At 67.1% G+C, this 17774-nt stretch carries 16 protein-coding genes; 10 read left to right on the top strand and 6 right to left on the bottom strand.

Going from position 1 to position 17774, the window contains the following annotated elements:
• The first annotated feature begins 7 nt into the window (after positions 1-7).
• Genes DD542_RS17215 through DD542_RS17175 form a run of 9 tightly spaced genes read left to right on the top strand, consistent with a single transcriptional unit; the run spans position 8 to position 11873 of the window.
• Positions 8-1276, top strand: coding sequence for a nitrate/nitrite transporter (locus tag DD542_RS17215; protein ID WP_127806482.1), 1269 nt, complete (start codon positions 8-10; stop codon positions 1274-1276).
• A 20-nt stretch (positions 1277-1296) separates the two neighbouring features.
• Positions 1297-2949 carry an MFS transporter gene (locus DD542_RS17210; RefSeq protein ID WP_127806481.1) on the top strand — a complete coding sequence of 551 codons (1653 nt, stop codon included), beginning with the start codon at positions 1297-1299 and terminating at the stop codon, positions 2947-2949.
• Between the two features lie 37 nt (positions 2950-2986).
• Positions 2987-6781 (top strand): nitrate reductase subunit alpha, encoded by a 3795-nt coding sequence (locus DD542_RS17205; RefSeq protein ID WP_127806480.1) that lies wholly within the window; start codon positions 2987-2989, stop codon positions 6779-6781.
• A gap of 20 nt (positions 6782-6801) precedes the next feature.
• On the top strand, positions 6802-8334 hold the full coding sequence (narH, locus tag DD542_RS17200) for a nitrate reductase subunit beta (protein ID WP_066157525.1): 1533 nt from the start codon (positions 6802-6804) through the stop codon (positions 8332-8334).
• A gap of 11 nt (positions 8335-8345) precedes the next feature.
• Positions 8346-9026 (top strand): nitrate reductase molybdenum cofactor assembly chaperone, encoded by a 681-nt coding sequence (gene narJ, locus DD542_RS17195; RefSeq protein ID WP_079364241.1) that lies wholly within the window; start codon positions 8346-8348, stop codon positions 9024-9026.
• Complete coding sequence (narI, locus tag DD542_RS17190; RefSeq protein ID WP_066157520.1) at positions 9023-9748, top strand: respiratory nitrate reductase subunit gamma; 726 nt, start codon at positions 9023-9025, stop codon at positions 9746-9748. The genes narJ and narI overlap by 4 nt, the downstream gene beginning before the upstream one ends.
• A gap of 20 nt (positions 9749-9768) precedes the next feature.
• Positions 9769-10602 carry a peptidylprolyl isomerase gene (locus tag DD542_RS17185; RefSeq protein WP_241559582.1) on the top strand — a complete coding sequence of 278 codons (834 nt, stop codon included), beginning with the start codon at positions 9769-9771 and terminating at the stop codon, positions 10600-10602.
• Between the two features lie 21 nt (positions 10603-10623).
• Entirely contained in the window at positions 10624-11295 is a 672-nt protein-coding gene (locus tag DD542_RS17180; protein WP_066157514.1) for a carbonic anhydrase, read from the top strand.
• On the top strand, positions 11292-11873 hold the full coding sequence (locus DD542_RS17175) for a nitroreductase (protein WP_127806479.1): 582 nt from the start codon (positions 11292-11294) through the stop codon (positions 11871-11873). Before DD542_RS17180 ends, DD542_RS17175 begins: the two co-directional genes overlap by 4 nt.
• A gap of 43 nt (positions 11874-11916) precedes the next feature.
• Here the strand turns inward: DD542_RS17175 and DD542_RS17170 are convergent, their stop codons facing one another.
• The 3 genes from DD542_RS17170 to DD542_RS17160 all read right to left on the bottom strand — a co-directional run bounded on the left by DD542_RS17170 (position 11917) and on the right by DD542_RS17160 (position 13422).
• Positions 11917-12147, bottom strand: coding sequence for a hypothetical protein (locus DD542_RS17170; RefSeq protein ID WP_127806478.1), 231 nt, complete (start codon positions 12145-12147; stop codon positions 11917-11919).
• A 41-nt stretch (positions 12148-12188) separates the two neighbouring features.
• Entirely contained in the window at positions 12189-12716 is a 528-nt protein-coding gene (locus tag DD542_RS17165) for a hypothetical protein (protein ID WP_127806477.1), read from the bottom strand.
• 310 nt (positions 12717-13026) lie between these two features.
• Positions 13027-13422: a RidA family protein gene (locus DD542_RS17160; protein ID WP_127806476.1), complete on the bottom strand. Its 396-nt coding sequence runs from the start codon at positions 13420-13422 to the stop codon at positions 13027-13029.
• Between the two features lie 130 nt (positions 13423-13552).
• On the opposite strand from DD542_RS17160, the gene DD542_RS17155 reads away from it, so the two are divergent.
• The gene (locus DD542_RS17155) at positions 13553-14551 is read left to right on the top strand and encodes a LysR family transcriptional regulator (protein WP_127806475.1); all 999 of its coding nucleotides are present in this window, start codon (positions 13553-13555) and stop codon (positions 14549-14551) included.
• On the opposite strand, the gene DD542_RS17150 is transcribed toward DD542_RS17155, so the two are convergent.
• From DD542_RS17150 to DD542_RS17140, 3 genes are all read right to left on the bottom strand, one after another.
• A complete protein-coding gene (locus tag DD542_RS17150) occupies positions 14479-15294 on the bottom strand; it encodes a class III extradiol ring-cleavage dioxygenase (RefSeq protein ID WP_127806474.1) in 816 nt (271 codons plus the stop codon). The two genes, DD542_RS17155 and DD542_RS17150, sit on opposite strands and share 73 nt — an antisense overlap.
• Before the next feature lie 76 nt (positions 15295-15370).
• Positions 15371-16696, bottom strand: coding sequence for a sulfatase-like hydrolase/transferase (locus DD542_RS17145; protein WP_127806473.1), 1326 nt, complete (start codon positions 16694-16696; stop codon positions 15371-15373).
• Between the two features lie 91 nt (positions 16697-16787).
• Complete coding sequence (locus DD542_RS17140) at positions 16788-17762, bottom strand: tripartite tricarboxylate transporter substrate binding protein (RefSeq protein WP_127806472.1); 975 nt, start codon at positions 17760-17762, stop codon at positions 16788-16790.
• Between the last annotated feature and the right edge of the window lie 12 nt (positions 17763-17774).

The raw sequence follows: 17774 nt of genomic DNA, 5'->3' as shown, positions 1-17774 counted from the left end.
AGAAAACATGACTTCAGAGCTGAGAAATGAAAGAAAGGCCTGGTCCGTCCTGATCGTCAGCACGCTGGCGTTCACGGTCTGCTTCATGGTCTGGATGATGTTCGGCGTGATCGGCATCCCGATCAAGAAGATGCTGAACCTGAACGCGACCGAGTTCGGTCTGCTGACCGCGATGCCGGTGCTCACCGGCTCGCTGATCCGGGTGCCCCTGGGCATCTGGACCGACCGCTACGGCGGCCGCATCGTCATGGCCACCCTGATGGCGATCACCGTGCCGGCCATCTACCTGATGAGCTACGCCACCGAGTACTGGCACTTCCTGGTCATCGGCCTGTTCGTGGGTCTGGCCGGCGGCTCCTTCTCGGTCGGCACGCCCTACGTGGCGCGCTGGTTCCCCAAGAGCCGCCAGGGCATGGCCATGGGCGTCTACGGTGCCGGCAACTCGGGCTCGGCAGTCAACAAGTTCGTGGCGCCGGTGCTGCTGGTGGCCTTCGGCTGGACCATGGTGCCGCAGGTGTACGCGGCCATCATGCTCGGCACCCTGGTGCTGTTCTGGCTGTTCAGCCACAGCGACCCCGCCCACCTGGTGCCCAGCAACGTGAAGTTCAGCGACCAGCTGCAGGCGCTCAAGGACCCCAAGGTGCTCAAGTACTGCCAGTACTACAGCATCGTGTTCGGCGGCTACGTGGCGCTGGCGCTGTGGATGGTGCAGTACTACGTGGGCGAATACGGCCTGGACATCCGCGTGGCCGCGCTGCTGGCCGCCTGCTTCTCGCTGCCCGGCGGCGTGCTGCGCGCCATCGGCGGCGTGCTCTCCGACAAGTACGGCGCCCACAAGGTCACCTGGTGGGTGCTGTGGGTGAGCTGGATCTGCCTGTTCCTGCTGAGCTACCCGCAGACCGACTTCACGGTGCAGACCGTCAACGGCCCGACCACCTTCCACATCGGCCTGAACGTCTACACCTTCACCGGCCTGATGGCGATCCTGGGCGTGGCCTGGGCCTTCGGCAAGGCCAGCGTCTTCAAGTACATCAGCGACGACTACCCCAAGAACATCGGCGCCATCAGCGGCATCGTCGGCCTGGCTGGCGGCCTGGGCGGCTTCGTGCTGCCGATCCTGTTCGGCGTTCTGATGGACCTCACCGGCATTCGTTCCAGCGCCTTCATGCTGATGTACGGCGTGGTCTGGGTCTCGCTGATCTGGATGTACTGGACCGAGGTCCGCCAGACCGAGGTCATGGGCGCCAACGCCAAGTCCTTCTCCCTGCAGAACTGATCACCCCGGTTCCACACCCCATGAACACCCACACCAAAACCATCGCCTCACCCGGCGCGTCCACGGGCGCGGACGTCCAGGACTGGCGTCCCGAAGACGAGCGCTTCTGGAACACCACCGGCAGCAAGATCGCCTACCGCAACCTCTGGATCTCGATCCCCGCGCTGTTGTGCGGCTTCGCGGTCTGGGGCATGTGGGGCATCATCACCGTGCAGATGCTCAACCTGGGCTTCCCCTTCACCCAGGCCGAGCTGTTCACGCTGACCGCCATCGCGGGCATCTCCGGCGCCACCATGCGCATCCCGGCGTCCTTCCTGATCCGCCTGGCCGGTGGCCGCAACACCATCTTCCTGACCACCTCGATGCTGCTGGCCCCGGCGATCGGTACCGGCATCGTGCTGCAGCACCCCGAGTGGCCGCTGTGGTCCTTCCAGCTGATGGCCCTGTGGTCGGGCGTGGGCGGCGGCAACTTCGCCAGCTCGATGTCCAACATCAGCACCTTCTTCCCCAAGCGCCTGCAGGGCACGGCGCTGGGCCTGAACGCCGGCCTGGGCAACTTCGGCGTGACCACGATGCAGATCGTGATCCCTGTGGTCATGACGCTGCCGCTGCTGGGCGCTTTCGGCGGTGAGCCCATGACGCTGGTGAAGGACAGCGGCTGGCTGTTCGGCAAGATCGCCGCCGGCACACCGACCTGGGTACAGAACGCCGGCTTCGCCTGGGTGTTCTCGCTGGTGCCGCTGGGCGCGCTGTGCTGGTTCGGCATGAGCAACCTCAAGACCGTCTCGCCCAACACCGGCAGCCCGATCGTCGCGTTCGCCAAGATCACCTACCTCTACACCCTGGCCTTCGTGCCCACGGTGTTCATGCTCTGGCTCTACCTGCCCAAGCCCACCGGCCTGGGCGTGCTGAGCATGTGGGTCGCGATCCCGCTGGACATCGTGATGGCGCTGGCCGTGATGCGCCTGGCCGCCTTCGGCGAGATGAAGGAAGGCGTGAAGAAGCAGTTCGCCATCTTCAGCAACAAGCACACCTGGTCGCTGACCGCGCTCTACATCGTCACCTTCGGTTCCTTCATCGGCTTCTCGATGGCGCTGCCCCTGGCCATCACCGTGATCTTCGGCTTCCAGCACATCCCCGACGCGGCCGGCGTCATGCAGCACACGCTGAAGAACCCCAACGCCCCCTCGGCCCTCACCTACGCTTGGATCGGCCCCTTCGTCGGCGCCGCGGTGCGGCCCATCGGCGGCTGGATCAGCGACAAGATCGGGGGCTCCATCGTGACCCAGGTGATCACCGCGGTCATGGCCGCCGCCGCCGTGGCCGTGGGCTACGTGATGATGCAGGCCTACAGCTCGGCCACGCCCGAGCAGTACTTCCCGATGTTCCTGGGCCTGTTCATGGTGCTGTTCTTCGCCAGCGGCATCGGCAACGGCTCCACCTTCCGCACCATCGGCGTGATCTTCGACCGCGCCCAGGCCGGCCCCGTGCTGGGATGGACCTCGGCGGTCGCCGCCTACGGCGCCTTCATCGCGCCGGTGCTGATCGGCCAGTACATCAAGGCCGGCACCCCGCAGCTCGCCTTCTACGGCTTCGCCGTCTTCTACGCCCTGTGCCTGGTGCTGAACTGGTGGTTCTACCTGCGCAAGGGTGCCGAGATCAAGAACCCCTGAGCGCCCCCAAGACACGCTTTTTTCGGAGACCCCCACGATGAGTCACTTCCTCGACCGCCTGAGCCATTTCACGGCTCCCACTGAAAGCTTCTCCGGTTCGCACGGCATCACCACCGGCGAGGACCGCACCTGGGAAGACGCCTACCGCGACCGCTGGGCGCACGACAAGATCGTGCGCTCCACCCACGGCGTGAACTGCACGGGCTCCTGCTCGTGGAAGATCTATGTCAAGGGTGGCATCGTCACCTGGGAAACCCAGCAGACCGACTACCCGCGCACCCGCGCCGACCTGCCCAACCACGAGCCGCGCGGCTGCGCCCGTGGCGCGTCCTACAGCTGGTACCTGTACTCCGCCAACCGCGTGAAGTACCCGATGGTGCGCGGCAAGCTGCTGCAGCACTGGCGCGCCGCGCTGGCCGTGGCCAGGAGCCCGGTGGACGCCTGGGCCGCCATTGTCGAGAACCAGGATGCCCGACGCGAATGGCAGCAGCAGCGCGGCCTGGGCGGCATGGTGCGCAGCACCTGGGACGAAGTGAACCAGCTGGTGGCCGCCGCCAACGTCTACACCGCCAAGAAGTACGGCCCGGACCGTGTGATCGGCTTCTCGCCCATCCCGGCCATGTCCATGATCAGCTACGCCGCCGGCTCGCGCTATCTCTCGCTCATCGGCGGCGTGTGCATGAGCTTCTACGACTGGTACTGCGACCTGCCGCCGGCCAGCCCGCAGGTCTGGGGCGAACAGACCGACGTGCCCGAATCGGCCGACTGGTACAACTCCACCTACATCATCGCCTGGGGCTCCAACGTGCCCCAGACCCGCACGCCCGACGCCCACTTCTTCACCGAAGTCCGCTACAAGGGTGCGAAGACCGTGGCGATCACGCCCGACTACGCCGAGATCAGCAAGCTCTGCGACCTCTGGATGCACCCCAAGCAGGGCACGGACGCGGCGATTGCCATGGCCATGGGCCACGTGATCCTCAAGGAGTTCTATTTCGACAAGCGCTCGTCGTACTTCGACGACTACGTGCGCCGTTACACCGACATGCCCAACCTGGTGCAGCTGGAAGAGCGTACCCTGCCCGACGGCCGCAAGGTCGTGGTGCCCGGCCGCTACCTGCGCGCCAGCGACTTCAACGGCAAGCTGGGCCAGGCCAACAACCCCGACTGGAAGACGGTCGCCATCGACCAGGACGACAAGGTCGTGCTGCCCAACGGCTCCATCGGTTTCCGCTGGGGCGCCGAAGGCCGCACCGACGCCGGCAAGTGGAACCTGGAAGACAAGGAAGCGCGCGGCGACGAGCAGGTCAAGCTCAAGCTCAGCCTGATGGAAGGCGAGGGCAGCGAATACGAAGTGGGCGAGGTCGCCTTCCCGTATTTCGGCGGTATCGACACCCCCAACTTCACCGCCAACAAGCAGGCCAGCGCCACCGACGACGTGCTGGTGCGCCAGGTGCCGGTGCGCCGCATCAAGCTGGGCAAGGCCGGTGAAGAGCGCTACGCGCTGGTCGCCACCGTGTTCGACCTGACGGTCGCCAACTACGGCGTGAACCGTGGCCTGCCGGGCGACACCGGCGCCACCAGCTACGACCAGGACACGCCCTACACGCCCGCCTGGCAGGAGAAGATCACCGGCGTCAAGCGCGACCAGGTGATCGCCGTGGCGCGCCAGTTCGCCGACAACGCCGACAAGACCAAGGGCAAGTCCATGGTCATCATCGGCGCGGCCATGAACCACTGGTACCACAGCGACATGAACTACCGCGGCATCATCAACATGCTGATGATGTGCGGCTGCATCGGCCAGAGCGGCGGTGGCTGGGCGCACTACGTGGGCCAGGAAAAGCTGCGCCCGCAGACCGGCTGGACCGCTCTCGCGTTTGCGCTGGACTGGGTGCGTCCGCCGCGCCAGATGAACTCCACCAGCTTCTTCTACGCCCACACCGACCAGTGGCGCTACGAGAAGCTGGGCGTGGACGAGATCCTTTCGCCGCTGGCCGACAAATCGAAGTTCGGCGGCAGCCTGATCGACTACAACGTGCGCGCCGAGCGCATGGGCTGGCTGCCCAGCGCACCGCAGCTGCAGACCAACCCGATGCAGGTGGTGAAAGACGCCACCGCCGTCGGCATGGACCCCAAGGACTACGCGGTCAAGGCGCTCAAGGACGGCTCGCTGAAGATGAGCTGCGAGGACCCGGACCACCCGGCCAACTGGCCGCGCAACATGTTCGTCTGGCGCTCCAACATCCTGGGCTCCAGCGGCAAGGGCCACGAGTACTTCCTCAAGCACCTGCTGGGCACCACCCACGGCGTGCAGGGCAAGGACCTGGGGCCCAACGATGCGAAACCGACTGAAGTCGAGTGGCACGCCCAGGCGCCCGAAGGCAAGCTGGACCTGGTGGTCACGCTGGACTTCCGCATGAGCACCACCTGCCTGTATTCGGACATCGTGCTGCCCACCGCCACCTGGTACGAGAAGAACGACCTCAACACCAGCGACATGCACCCCTTCATCCACCCGCTGTCCACCGCGGTGGACCCGGCCTGGCAGAGCAAGAGCGACTGGGAGATCTACAAAGGTTTCGCCAAGGCCTACAGCGAGGTCTGCGTCGGCCACCTGGGGGTCGAGAAAGAGCTCATGCTCACGCCGCTGATGCACGACACCGCGTCCGAGCTGGCCCAGCCGTTTGACGTCAAGGAATGGAAGAAGGGCGAGTGCGATCTGGTCCCGGGCGTCACTGCTCCGAGCATCTCGGTGGTCGAGCGCGACTACCCCAACACCTACGCCCGTTTCACCGCCCTGGGCCCGCTGATGGACAAGGTGGGCAACGGCGGCAAGGGCATCGGCTGGAACACCCAGACCGAGGTCGGCCAGCTCAAGGAACTCAACGGCACCGTGCACACCGAGGGTGCGGCCAAGGGCCTGGCCCGCATCGACAGCGACATCGACGCCTGCGAGGTGGTGCTGCAGCTGGCGCCCGAGACCAACGGCCATGTGGCCGTGAAGGCCTGGGAGGCTCTGAGCAAGATCACCGGCCGCGACCACACCCACCTGGCCCTGCACCGCGAGGACGAGAAGATCCGCTTCCGCGACATCCAGGCCCAGCCGCGCAAGATCATCAGCTCGCCCACCTGGTCCGGGCTGGAGTCCGAGAAGGTTTCGTACAACGCCGGTTACACCAACGTGCACGAGCTGATCCCATGGCGCACCCTCACCGGTCGCCAGCAGTTCTACCTGGACCACCCCTGGATGCTCGCCTTCGGTGAGGGCCTCTCCAGCTACCGCCCGCCGGTCGACCTCAAGACCGTGGGCGACATGATCGACCGCCGTCCCAACGGCAACAAGGAGATCAGCCTCAACTTCATCACGCCGCACCAGAAGTGGGGCATCCACAGCACGTACAGCGACAATCTGCACATGCTCACGCTCAACCGCGGCGGTCCGGTGATCTGGCTCAGCGAAGACGACGCGAAGAATGCCGGCATCGCCGACAACGACTGGGTCGAGCTGTTCAACACCAACGGCGCCATCGCGGCGCGAGCGGTGGTGAGCCAGCGCGTGAACCCGGGCATGGTGCTCATGTACCACGCGCAGGAAAAGATCATCAACACCCCCGGTGCCGAGATCACCAACACCCGCGGCGGCATCCACAACTCGGTCACCCGCATCGTGACCAAACCGACCCACATGATCGGCGGCTACGCGCAGTTCAGCTACGGCTTCAACTACTACGGAACCATCGGCACCAACCGCGACGAGTTCGTCATCGTGCGCAAGATGCGCAAGATCGACTGGCTCGACGGCGAAGGCAACGACACGGTCCAGGCTTGATCAGCACAGGAGAAAACAAGATGAAAGTACGTGCCCAAATCGCGATGGTGCTGAACCTGGACAAGTGCATCGGTTGCCACACCTGTTCGGTCACCTGCAAGAACGTCTGGACCAGCCGCCCCGGCGTGGAATACGCCTGGTTCAACAACGTGGAAACCAAGCCCGGCATCGGTTACCCCAAGGAATGGGAGAACCAGGACAAGTGGAACGGCGGCTGGGTCCGCAAGGCCGACGGGTCCATCGTGCCCAAGCAGGGTGGCAAGTGGTCGCTGCTGATGAAGATCTTCAGCAACCCCAACCTGCCGCAGATCGACGACTACTACGAACCCTTCACCTTCGACTACGACCATCTGCAGTCGGCGCCCGAAGTGAAGGCCGCGCCCACCGCACGGCCGCGCAGCCTGATCACCGGCCAGCGCATGGAGAAGATCGAGTGGGGCCCGAACTGGGAAGAAATCCTGGGCGGCGAGTTCAGCAAGCGCAGCGCGGACGCCAACCTCGCGAACTTCGAGCAGGTCCAGAAGGACATGGTCGGCCAGTTCGAGAACACCTTCATGATGTACCTGCCGCGCCTGTGCGAGCACTGCCTCAACCCGGCGTGCGTGGCATCGTGCCCCTCGGGCTCGATCTACAAGCGCGAGGACGACGGCATCGTCCTGATCGACCAGGACAAGTGCCGCGGCTGGCGCATGTGCGTCAGCGGCTGCCCCTACAAGAAGATCTACTACAACTGGCAGACCGGCAAGGCCGAGAAGTGCATCTTCTGCTACCCGCGCATCGAGGCCGGCCAGCCCACCGTGTGCAGTGAGACCTGCGTGGGCCGCATCCGCTACCTGGGCGTGGTGCTGTACGACGCCGACCGCATCGCCGAGGCCGCCAGCGTGCCCGACGAGAAGGACCTCTACCAGGCCCAGCTCGACCTGTTCCTCGACCCCAACGACCCGGCCGTGATCGAGCAGGCCCGTGCCGACGGCATCCCCGAGAGCTGGCTCGAAGGCGCGCGCAAGAGCCCGGTCTACAAGATGGCCATCGACTGGAAGATCGCGCTGCCGCTGCACCCCGAGTACCGCACCCTGCCCATGGTCTGGTACGTGCCGCCGCTCTCGCCGATCAGCGCCGCCGCCAACGCCGGCCAGATCGGTGCCAACGGCGAGCTGCCCGACTTCAGCCAGATGCGCATTCCGCTGCAGTACCTGGCCAACCTGCTGACCGCGGGCGACACCGCGCCGGTGGTGCGCGCGCTCGAACGCATGCTGGCCATGCGCGCCTACCAGCGCGGCAAGCACGTGGACGGCGTGGAGAACCTCAAGGTGCTGGAGCAGACCGGCCTGAGTCGCGCCGAGGTCGAGGAGATGTACCAGATCATGGCCATTGCCAACTACGAAGACCGCTTCGTCATTCCCAGTTCGCACCGCGAGTACGCCGAAAACGCCTTCGACCTGCGCGGTGGCTGCGGCTTCTCGTTCGGCAACGGCTGCTCGGACGGCGCCTCGGAAACCAGCCTGTTCGGTGGCAGCAAGCGCCGCACCATCCCGATCCAGTCGGTGGTCTGAAAGGAAACGCCATGAAGAACACCCGCTATTCCCTGCGCGCGCTGGCGCGCCTGCTGGCCTACCCCGATGCGCAGCTGCGCAGCGAGCTGGCGCCGCTGATCGCGGCCATCGACGAAGAGGCCGCGGTGCCCGCCGCGCGCCGCGCCGAGCTGCGCGCGCTGGCCGCCGACCTGGTGCGCCGCGACCCGCTGGAGGTGGAAGCCCGCTACGTCGAGACCTTCGACCGTGGCCGCGCCACCTCGCTGCATTTGTTCGAACATGTGCATGGCGACTCGCGCGACCGCGGCCCGGCCATGATCGACCTGGTGCAGACCTACGAGAAGGCCGGCCTCTACCTCGGCCCCGAAGAGCTGCCCGACCACCTGGGCGTGGTGCTGGAGTTCGCCTCCACCCAGCCGCCCGCGCTGGCCAAGGCCTTCCTCGGCGAGGTGGCGCACATCCTGAACGCCATCTTCAGCGCCTTGCTCAAACGCGAGAGCCCCTACGCCGCCGTCGTCGCCGCCGTGCTGGAGCTGGCCGGCCAGAAGGCCGAGGCCGTGCCCTTCAAGGCCGACGAGGCGCTCGACGAGGCCTGGGCAGAGCCCGAGGCCTTCGACGGCTGCGCCACCCGCGGCCAGAACCGGCCCGGCCAGGCACAGCCCATCCACATCGTCCGCCAGAAATCCAACGCTTCTCAAGGAGTCGCAGCATGAACGGCTTCCACAACTTCGTCTTTGGCATCTATCCATACATCGCGCTCACTGTCTTTTTGCTGGGCAGCCTGATCCGCTTCGACCGCGACCAGTACAGCTGGAAGAGCGATTCGTCGCAGCTGCTGCGCAAGGGACAGCTGCGCTGGGGCAGCAACCTGTTCCACGTCGGCATCCTGTTCCTGTTCTTCGGCCACACGGTGGGCATGCTCACGCCGCACGCGGTGTACGAGCCCTTCATGACCGCGGGCGCCAAGCAGCTCATGGCCATGGTCTCGGGCGGCCTGTTCGGCCTGTTCGGCTTCATCGGCGTGAGCCTGTTGCTGCACCGCCGCCTGTCGGACGCGCGCATCCGCGCCACCAGCAAGACGAGTGACATCGTGCTGCTGTGGTTGCTGTGGGCGCAGTTCGCGCTGGGCCTGGCCACCATCCCGCTGTCGGCCCAGCACCTGGACGGCGGCATGATGATGCTGCTGGCCGAATGGGCGCAGCGCATCGTCACCTTCCGCGGTGGCGCGGCCGAGCTGATCGCCGATGCCAGCTGGGTGTTCAAGGCCCACATGTTCCTGGGCATGAGCATCTTCCTGATCTTCCCGTTCACCCGCCTGGTGCACGTGTGGAGCGGCTTCGGCACGCTGGCCTACATCACGCGCCCCTACCAGGTGGTGCGCAGCCGCCGCGTCGGCATGACGCCCCAGCAACCCCTGAGCCAGCGGGGTCGCTGAACATGCAACAAGGAATGACCATGAGCGACAGCACCTCCCAAGGCTGCGGCAGCGCGCACTGCGCCTGCTCCGGCCAGATGCAGATCGTGCCCGCCAGCATCAACGGCATCGCGCTGCACGAGCCGGGCGAGGCACTGGACGCCGAGACCCTGCGCGAGCGCGCCTACACCGAACTGCTGCGCCAGCGCGCGGTGCACAAGGGCCTGTTGCCCCGCTTCAGCGGGCTGGTGGCGCCCACGCTCAACGAGGCCGAGCGCCACGTGATCGAGGCCATGACCGACGACGAGGTCGTCTCGCCCGATCCGACCGACGACGAGTGCCAGCGCTACTACGAAGCCAACAAGAACCACTTCATCGTTGGCCAGGCACTGCATGTGCGGCACATTCTGTTCGCCGTCACGCCGGGTGTGAACGTGCACGCGCTGACGCAGCGCGCCGAAGCCGCGCTGCTGGAACTGATCCGCAAGGACGTGCCGCCCGGCCGCTTCGAGCAGCTGGCGGCCGAGCTGTCCAACTGCCCGTCCAGCGCCGAAGGCGGCGACCTGGGCTGGGTCACGCCCGAAGACTGTGCGCCCGAACTGGCCAACGAGCTGTTCTTCCAGAGCGACTCGCGCTGGGGCATGGGCGTGCACCCGCGCCTGGTGCACACGCGCTTCGGCCTGCACATCATCGAGGTGCTGGGCCGCAAGAAGGGCACCCTGCCCGCCTACGAAGAGGTGGCCGACGCGATCCGCCAGCGCCTGCAGCACCAGTCGCGCGCGACCGCGCTGCGGCAGTACATGCGGCTGCTGGTGGGGCAGGCCAAGGTGGAAGGCATCGAACTCGAAGGTGCGGACTCGCCCCTGGTGCAGTGACGCGCTGAGCCGGAGACCGCCATGCCCGACGACCTCCTGCTGCGCCTGCGCGATTTCCACGAGGACTACTTCCCCCGCCACCAGCAGCGCTTTCAGGACCTGGTGGCGCAGGGCCAGCACCCCAAGACCCTGTTCATCGGTTGCAGCGACTCGCGCCTGGTGCCCTACCTGCTGACGGGTGCCGCCCCGGGCGACCTGTTCATCGTGCGCAACGTGGGCGCCTTCGTGCCGCCCTACGACCAGTCGCACGGGCTGCATGGAACGATGGCGGCGATCGAGTTCGCGGTGCTTGGCCTGAAGGTTGAACGCATCATCGTCTGCGGCCACAGCCACTGCGGCGCCATCCGCACCGCCTACGAAGGCGCACCGGAAGAGGCGGTGGCCCTCAAGGCCTGGCTGCGGCTGGCCGACGAGGCTCTGCTGCCGGTGCAGCCCAGCCCCGAGGCGCTGTGCCGCACCGAGCAGCGCGCCGTGGTGCTGCAGCTGATGCGCCTGATGGACTACCCCATGGTGCGCCGCGCCGTCGAGGCCGGCCACCTCACGCTGCACGGCTGGCACTACGTGATCGAACAGGGCGAGGTGCATGTGTTCGATGCGGTGCGCGGCGCCTTCGTGCCGGCCTCGGAGTCGGACCACAGCGGCACCGGCCCCTACCTGCCCTATGTGGAGCACGACGGACAGGTGCTTGAATGATCCCTTTGCTGGAGCTGATGCAGACGCGGCGCACCACGCTGCCCAAACGCCTGGTGGCGCCTGGCCCGTCCGAAGACCAGCTGCGCCAGTGCCTGGCCGCCGCCGCCACCGCACCCGACCACAACCAGCTGCTGCCCTGGCGCTTCGTGCGCATCCCGACAGCGCAGCGCGGGAGGCTGGGCGACGCGCTGGCGCAGGCCCTGATCGAACGCGACCCCGACGCCACCGCCGAACAGCAGGCGCAGGCGCGCGAGAAGGCCGAGCGCGCGCCCGAGCTGCTGTTGCTGGTGGTGGACGACGACCGCGGCGACCCCGAGGTGGACGTGCTGGAGCGCACCCTCTCGGCCGGTTGCGCGGTGCAGAACCTGCTGCTGATGGCCACCGCGCTGGGCTACGGCTCGGCGCTGACCTCGGGCAAGGGCTTGAAATCCAAAGCCGTGCGCGAACTGTTCGGCCTGGGGCCGGGGGAGCATGCGATCTGCTTCGTGAGTATGGGCACACCGACGCGGGCACCGCAGGGGCGGGCGCGGCCGGGGGTGGAGGCGTTCACCGGGGTGCTGGCGGCGCCGGGGCTTTGATAGCGCGGCCGCCTCCGCGCCTCTACCCGACCGTTCTCCCGCGCTACTGATCGGCCGCAGCGGTCGACGCTTCTCTCGCCTTGACGGCGGCTTCCAGGTCCTGTTTGAGTTTCGCCGCCTGTGCCTGGGCGCGCTCTGCGCTGTCGGCCTGCAGCTTGGCGGCCGTGGCGGCCGCCCCCACCGTATCGGGCCCGCAACCGGCGAGGCTCACGCAGAGACCGAGCGCCCACAACCAGTGGGCGGACATGTGGCAAAGAGAGGGCAGACGCTTCATGGGGCTGGGGATGATGCTGGGGAATACGAGGCGTCACCGTGCTACGGCTCGACGGTGACTTCAAGGTCGTTCGCTTGATCAACGAATGTGCTGAACATGTCTTTAGTGACGAGTAGGGGCCCCGGTTTGAGTGACCAACGCAGGGCGGTCAGCTTGGTATGTTTCGTCGCGAGCGTTGATCGATCATGAACGATGCAGTTTCGGATCTGGCGAAGGTCACCAAGTAGATCGCACCGAACCATGTTCTTCTCGGTCCCGATGGCGGTTGCAAAGCGTGGGCGAAAGTACTCCTCCCACTCAGAGTAGATCTCAACGAGTAGCGCCTTTGCCAAAACATCTGAAAACTCGCCATCAGGCTTCATTTTGGAGTGAAGCTCAAGCTGGCTCATGCTCGCAGTCGCTCGGTGCTTTGAAGGGTCTCGTGGACCAATGAAGACGCGGTTCGAGGGGGCCGCGTTGGCGTAGACCGCGCGAGCCGAGTTCATGCCCATCGTCGCCATGATGTAGCAGGTGTAGTGCGCTTGGAGGGCGCGTTGAAACTCGGCGAGGATGGGATGGCCCTGCGGCATGTCCTGTGACGCCTAACTTGTGATCTATCCCGCAAAGCGGAGGACAACACCTTTGCCAGTCGTTAAACAAAGTCGCATGACACCTCCAAAAGCCATTTGAAATCACCCTGTATCGCGTTCGACCGGAAGCCTGACCAGGTTCAACAGATTCGACAAACCCGACGGATTGCGGCCGCCACCTGTGCAGCAGTCTAGCGGCTTGTCGATGGCCTGAGCGACAGGGCCTGCCGGGGTCCGGCGGAGCGGAGTTGGTTTCGCGTACGGGGGCGGTGCGGGCCGAAATCCAGGGGCAGAGGCTTGCTCCGCCAGTTCACGAAGGCAGCTTTGCAATCACCTTGATTTCGAACTGGAAGCCGAAGAGCCAGGTGACGCCGATGCCGGTGAGTGTGGGGTGCGGTGCTTCGCCCCAGTGCTCCTGCACCACGGGCCAGGCCACCTCGAAGTTCTGCTCCGGGTTCACCATGAACACGGTCACGTCGATGACGTCCTTGAAGCTGCAGCCTGCGGCTTCGAGGATGCTGTTGAGGTTCTGGAACGCCAGGCGCACCTGCGCGGGCAGATCGTGCTCGGGCGAGCCGTCTGGCCGGCTGCCCACCTGGCCTGAGACGAACAGAAAGCCGTTGGAGCGGATGGCGGGCGAGTAGCGGTTCTGCTCGTACAAGGCCTGGCGGCCGGCGGGGAAAACAACGTCGCGTGGGCTGGTCATGGATCGGCTTTCTGAAACAATGGTTGGGAAGGTCGGGGAGTCTAGGAACGCCGCTCGCGCGCATCAACCGGCTACCACCACAAACACTTTTTGCGGAATCCGAACAATCACGGAGGCCCTGGGAAACGCCATGGACCGATTCGATGCCATGCAGGCATTTGCGCGTGTGGTGGAGGCCGGCAGCTTCACCAAGGCGGCCGACACACTGCGCCTGAACAAGACCAGCGTGACCCAGCTCATCCAGCAGCTTGAAGCGCACCTGCGCGTGAAGCTGCTCCACCGCACCACGCGCAAGGTGCAGGTGACGGCCGACGGCGCGGCCTACTACGAGCGTGTGGTGCGTCTGCTGGCCGATCTGGACGACGCCGAGACCAGCCTCTCCAGCGCCAAGACCTCACCCCGCGGCCGGCTCCGCGTGGACGTACCCAGCCCGCTCGCGCGCTTCGTGCTCGTGCCCGCGCTGCCGGGCTTTCATGCGATGTACCCCGACATCCAGATCGACATGGGCGTGAGCGACCGCATGGTGGACCTGATCGGCGACAGCGTGGACTGCGTGATCCGCGGGGGCGACATCACCGACCCGTCGCTGGTCGCGCGCCGGGTGGGCGAGCTGCAGATCGGCGCTTACGCCGCGCCCGCCTATCTGCAGCGCCACGGCATGCCGGAACACCCCCAGGACCTGGAGAACTCGCACCACCGCATCGTGGGGTTCATGAGCATGCGCAGCGGCCGCGTGCCGCCCTACGCCATGCAGCGCGGTGACGATGAGCGCGTCACCGTGCAGGGCCGCCATGTGCTGGCGCTGGACGACGGCAACGCCTATCTGGCGGCGGGCCTGGCCGGGCTGGGGGTCTTGCTGCTGCCCACCTATATGGCCGATGAACACGCGGCCCGCGGGGACCTGGTGCCCGTGTTCAATGGCTGGCGCTTTGACCCGATGCCGCTGTACCTGGCGTACCCGCCGAACCGGTACGTGAGCGCGAAGCTGCGCGTGTTCGTGGACTGGGTGGTGGACGTGGTGGGCGAGAAGGCGCCGGTGGGCGTGCGCCGCCCGCGTCAGCCCGCCGCCACCGCCCCGAAGCGGAAACTCGACGCTGCCACCACGCCCATGAACAGGTCCTCGTGGTAGACGCAGGCGCCGGCGTCGCTGTGCGCCGCGCCCACCGCCACCATCAGCGGGATCAGGTGGTCTTCGCGCGCATGCGCGATGCGGGCCGACGGCGCCTGCTCCCATTGCAGCAGCTGCGCTTCGCGCTCGTCGGGTGTGGCCGCGGTCAGTGTCTGCTGCAGCCAGGCGTCGAACTGCTGCGAGGGCACGGTGCCGGCCGCGTTGAGCAGGCGCAGGTTGTGGTAGCTCAGGCCGCTGCCGATGATGAGCACGCCTTCGTCGCGCAGCGGCGCCAGCAGGCGGCCGGCGGCGATGTGGGCGGCGGGGTCGAAGCTCTGCAGCACCGAGAGCTGCACCACCGGAATCTGCGCCTCGGGGTAGGCGGCCTGCAGGGCGGAGAAGGTGCCGTGGTCGAAGCCGCGTTCGGGGTCGAGGCGGGCCGTCACGCCGCCGGCCTGCAGCAACTCCAGCGCGCGCTGCGCCAGCTCGGGCGAGCCGGGGGCGCGGTAGTGGACCTGGTAGGTGTGGGGCGGGAAGCCGTAGTAGTCGTAGAGCATGCCCGGCTGGGCCGACGACGACAGCGTGAAGTCGGGCGTCTCCCAGTGCGCGGTGACCATCAGGATTGCGCGCACCTGGCCTTCGTGGGCCTTGGCCATGGCCTGCAGCGAGGCTTCGAGGCGGTCGTAGCGGCCGCCGGTCTGCTCGCGCATCCAGGGCCAGGGGCCGCCGCCGTGCGAGACGTAGTAGGTGGGCAGACGGGACATGGTGCAGCTCCTTGCGTCGGGGGCCGATCCAGCCGTCGGCCAGCACCGATGCTACCGGGCGGTGGCGAACCGTGGGTCAGCGCTGGGGCATGTCCTTGGCGCCGTAGCCCAGACTCACCGTGGCGTCGGCCGGAATCGGCGGCAGGCTGGCGTCCCAGTCCAGCCAGCGCTGGCGCATGTCGGCCAGGCGCTGCGGTTCCAGCGGCGCGCGGTTGGCGCGTTCGCGCGCGTCGGCGGCGATGTTGAACAGGTACTCGTGGCCGTCCACCATCAGGTACTTCCAGTCGCCCTCGCGCAGCGCGCGCTGGCCGCGGTGGTTCATGCGCCAGGCCATGGGCCGCTCGAAGCGGTGGGCCGGGTCGTGCAGCAGCGCCGCCAGCGACACGCCGTCCAGCGGGTAGTCGGGGTGGGGCTGGCCGCCGCCGAGTTCGAGCATGGTGGCCGACCAGTCCATGGTCAGGCAGTGTTGTCCGCTCACCGAACCGGCCGAGACCACGGCCGGCCAGTGGGCGATCCAGGGCACGCGGATGCCGCCCTCGGTCAGGTCCATCTTGCCGCCCACCAGCGGCCAGTTGTCACTGAAGCGCTCGCCGCCGTTGTCGCTGGTGAAGACGATCAGCGTGTTCTCCAGCAGGCCTTCCTCGCGCAGCGCGGCAACCAGCCAGCCGATGCCCTCGTCCATGTGGTGGATCATGCGGCGGTAGGCCTCGACGTTGCCGCCGTGCAGGTGGAACAGGTTCTTCGCCACCTCGGGCGCCACGTGCGCGTCGTCGCGCGTCTCCCAGGGCCAGTGCGGCGCGGTGTAGTGCAGGCTCAGGAAGAACGGTGTGCCGGCGCGGGCCTCGGCGGCGCGCGCCTTCACATGCTCCACCGCCTTGTTCGAGAACACGTCGGTCAGGTAGCCGACCTCCTTGTGGGTGTCGTCGTTGATGTAGAGGTCGTGGTCGCCATTCGACGAGCAGTGGGTGAAGTAGTCCACGCCGCCGGCCATGATGCCGAAGAACTCTTCGTAGCCCGAGCGCAGCGGGCCGAAATGCGGCGGGTAGCCCAGGTGCCACTTGCCGATCAGCGCGGTGCGGTAGCCGGCGTCTTTCAGCAGCGAGGGCAGGGTGGGGATTTCGGGCGGCAGGCCCAGTGTGTCGCTGCCCTTGCTGCGGCTGTTGATGGGCTCTTCCAGCGCGCCGCGCAGCCGGTACTGCCAGCGCATGGTGGCCATGGCAAAGCGCGTGGGCGAACACACGGGCGAGTTGCTGTAGCCCTCGGTCAGGCGCAGGCCGCCGGCGGCCAGGGCGTCGATGTTCGGCGACACCGCGCCGAAGCCGGCGGGCCGGCCGCCGTAGCAGCCCAGGTCGGCGTAGCCCAGGTCGTCGCTGACGATGTAGATGATGTTGGGACGTTTCATGTCAGTGGCGCCCGGCCGCCCGAAGGCACTGACGCCCCCCTCGGGGGGCAGCGGACCGCGCGCAGCGGGGGAGCGTGGGGGCAGGTTCATCTCAGTCCGCCTTCATGCCGGTGGCGCGCACGATCTGGCCGTAGCGCGTGTTCAGGTCGGCCAGCCGCTGGGCCGCGGCGGCGCCGGTCTGGCCTTCGAAGAACAGGTCCAGGCCCTTCATGCGCTCCTTCACGTCGGGTCGCTGCAGCGCGTCGGTGATGCCCGTGGCCAGGGCCTGCACCACGGCGTCGGGCGTGGCGGCGGGCACCATCACCAGGTACAGCACCTCGGATTCGAGCGCCTTGAAGCCCAGCTCGGCCACCGTGGGCAGCTGCGGCGCCAGCTGCGAGCGGCGCGCGCTGGTGACGGCCAACGCAGTGATCCGGCCGCTCTGCACATGCGGCAGCATGCCGGGCGTGGCCAGGATGCCGCCGTCCACCTCGCCGCTGAGAATGGCGGTCACGGCCGGGGTGTTGCCGCGGTAGGGCACGTGCAGGGCCTTGACGGGCGTGCTGTTGCCGAGCGTGGCCGCCGCCAAGTGGCCCGGGCTGCCGTTGCCGGCCGAACTGAAGTTCAGGCCCTTGCTGCGGCCCTGGCTCAGCAGGTCGCCAAAGCTCTTGATGCCGGTGCCGGGGTTCACCCCCAGCAGCAGGCCCGACGAGGCCATGATCACCACCGGCTTGAGGTCCCCCGGCTTGAACGGCATGGTCGGGTACAGGTGCGGGTTGATGGTGAACGTGGTGTCGATGCCGACCAGCACGGTGTGGCCGTCGGGCGTGGCCTTGGCCACCTGCGCCGCGCCGATGTTGCCGCTGGCACCGGCCTTGTTCTCCACCACGAAGGGCTGCTTGAGGCCCGCCTGCAGCACGGCGGCGACCGAACGCGCCAGCAGGTCCGACGGGCCGCCGGGCGGGAAGTTGTTGACGAAGGTGACGGGCTTGGCGGGCCAGGCCGGGGCCTGGGCGTGCGACGCGGCGAAGGGCAGAAGGGCCGCGCAGGCGAGCGCGGCCACGGTGTGGCGACGGAAGCGGTTCATGGAAATCCTGAG

It is taken from the genome of Hydrogenophaga sp. NH-16, assembly GCF_004006415.1.
In the GTDB taxonomy this organism is placed as follows: Bacteria; Pseudomonadota; Gammaproteobacteria; order Burkholderiales; family Burkholderiaceae_C; genus Hydrogenophaga; species Hydrogenophaga pseudoflava.
The sequence above is the reverse complement of the archived record's forward strand: the minus strand, read 5'-3'. Positions and strand labels throughout refer to the sequence as shown.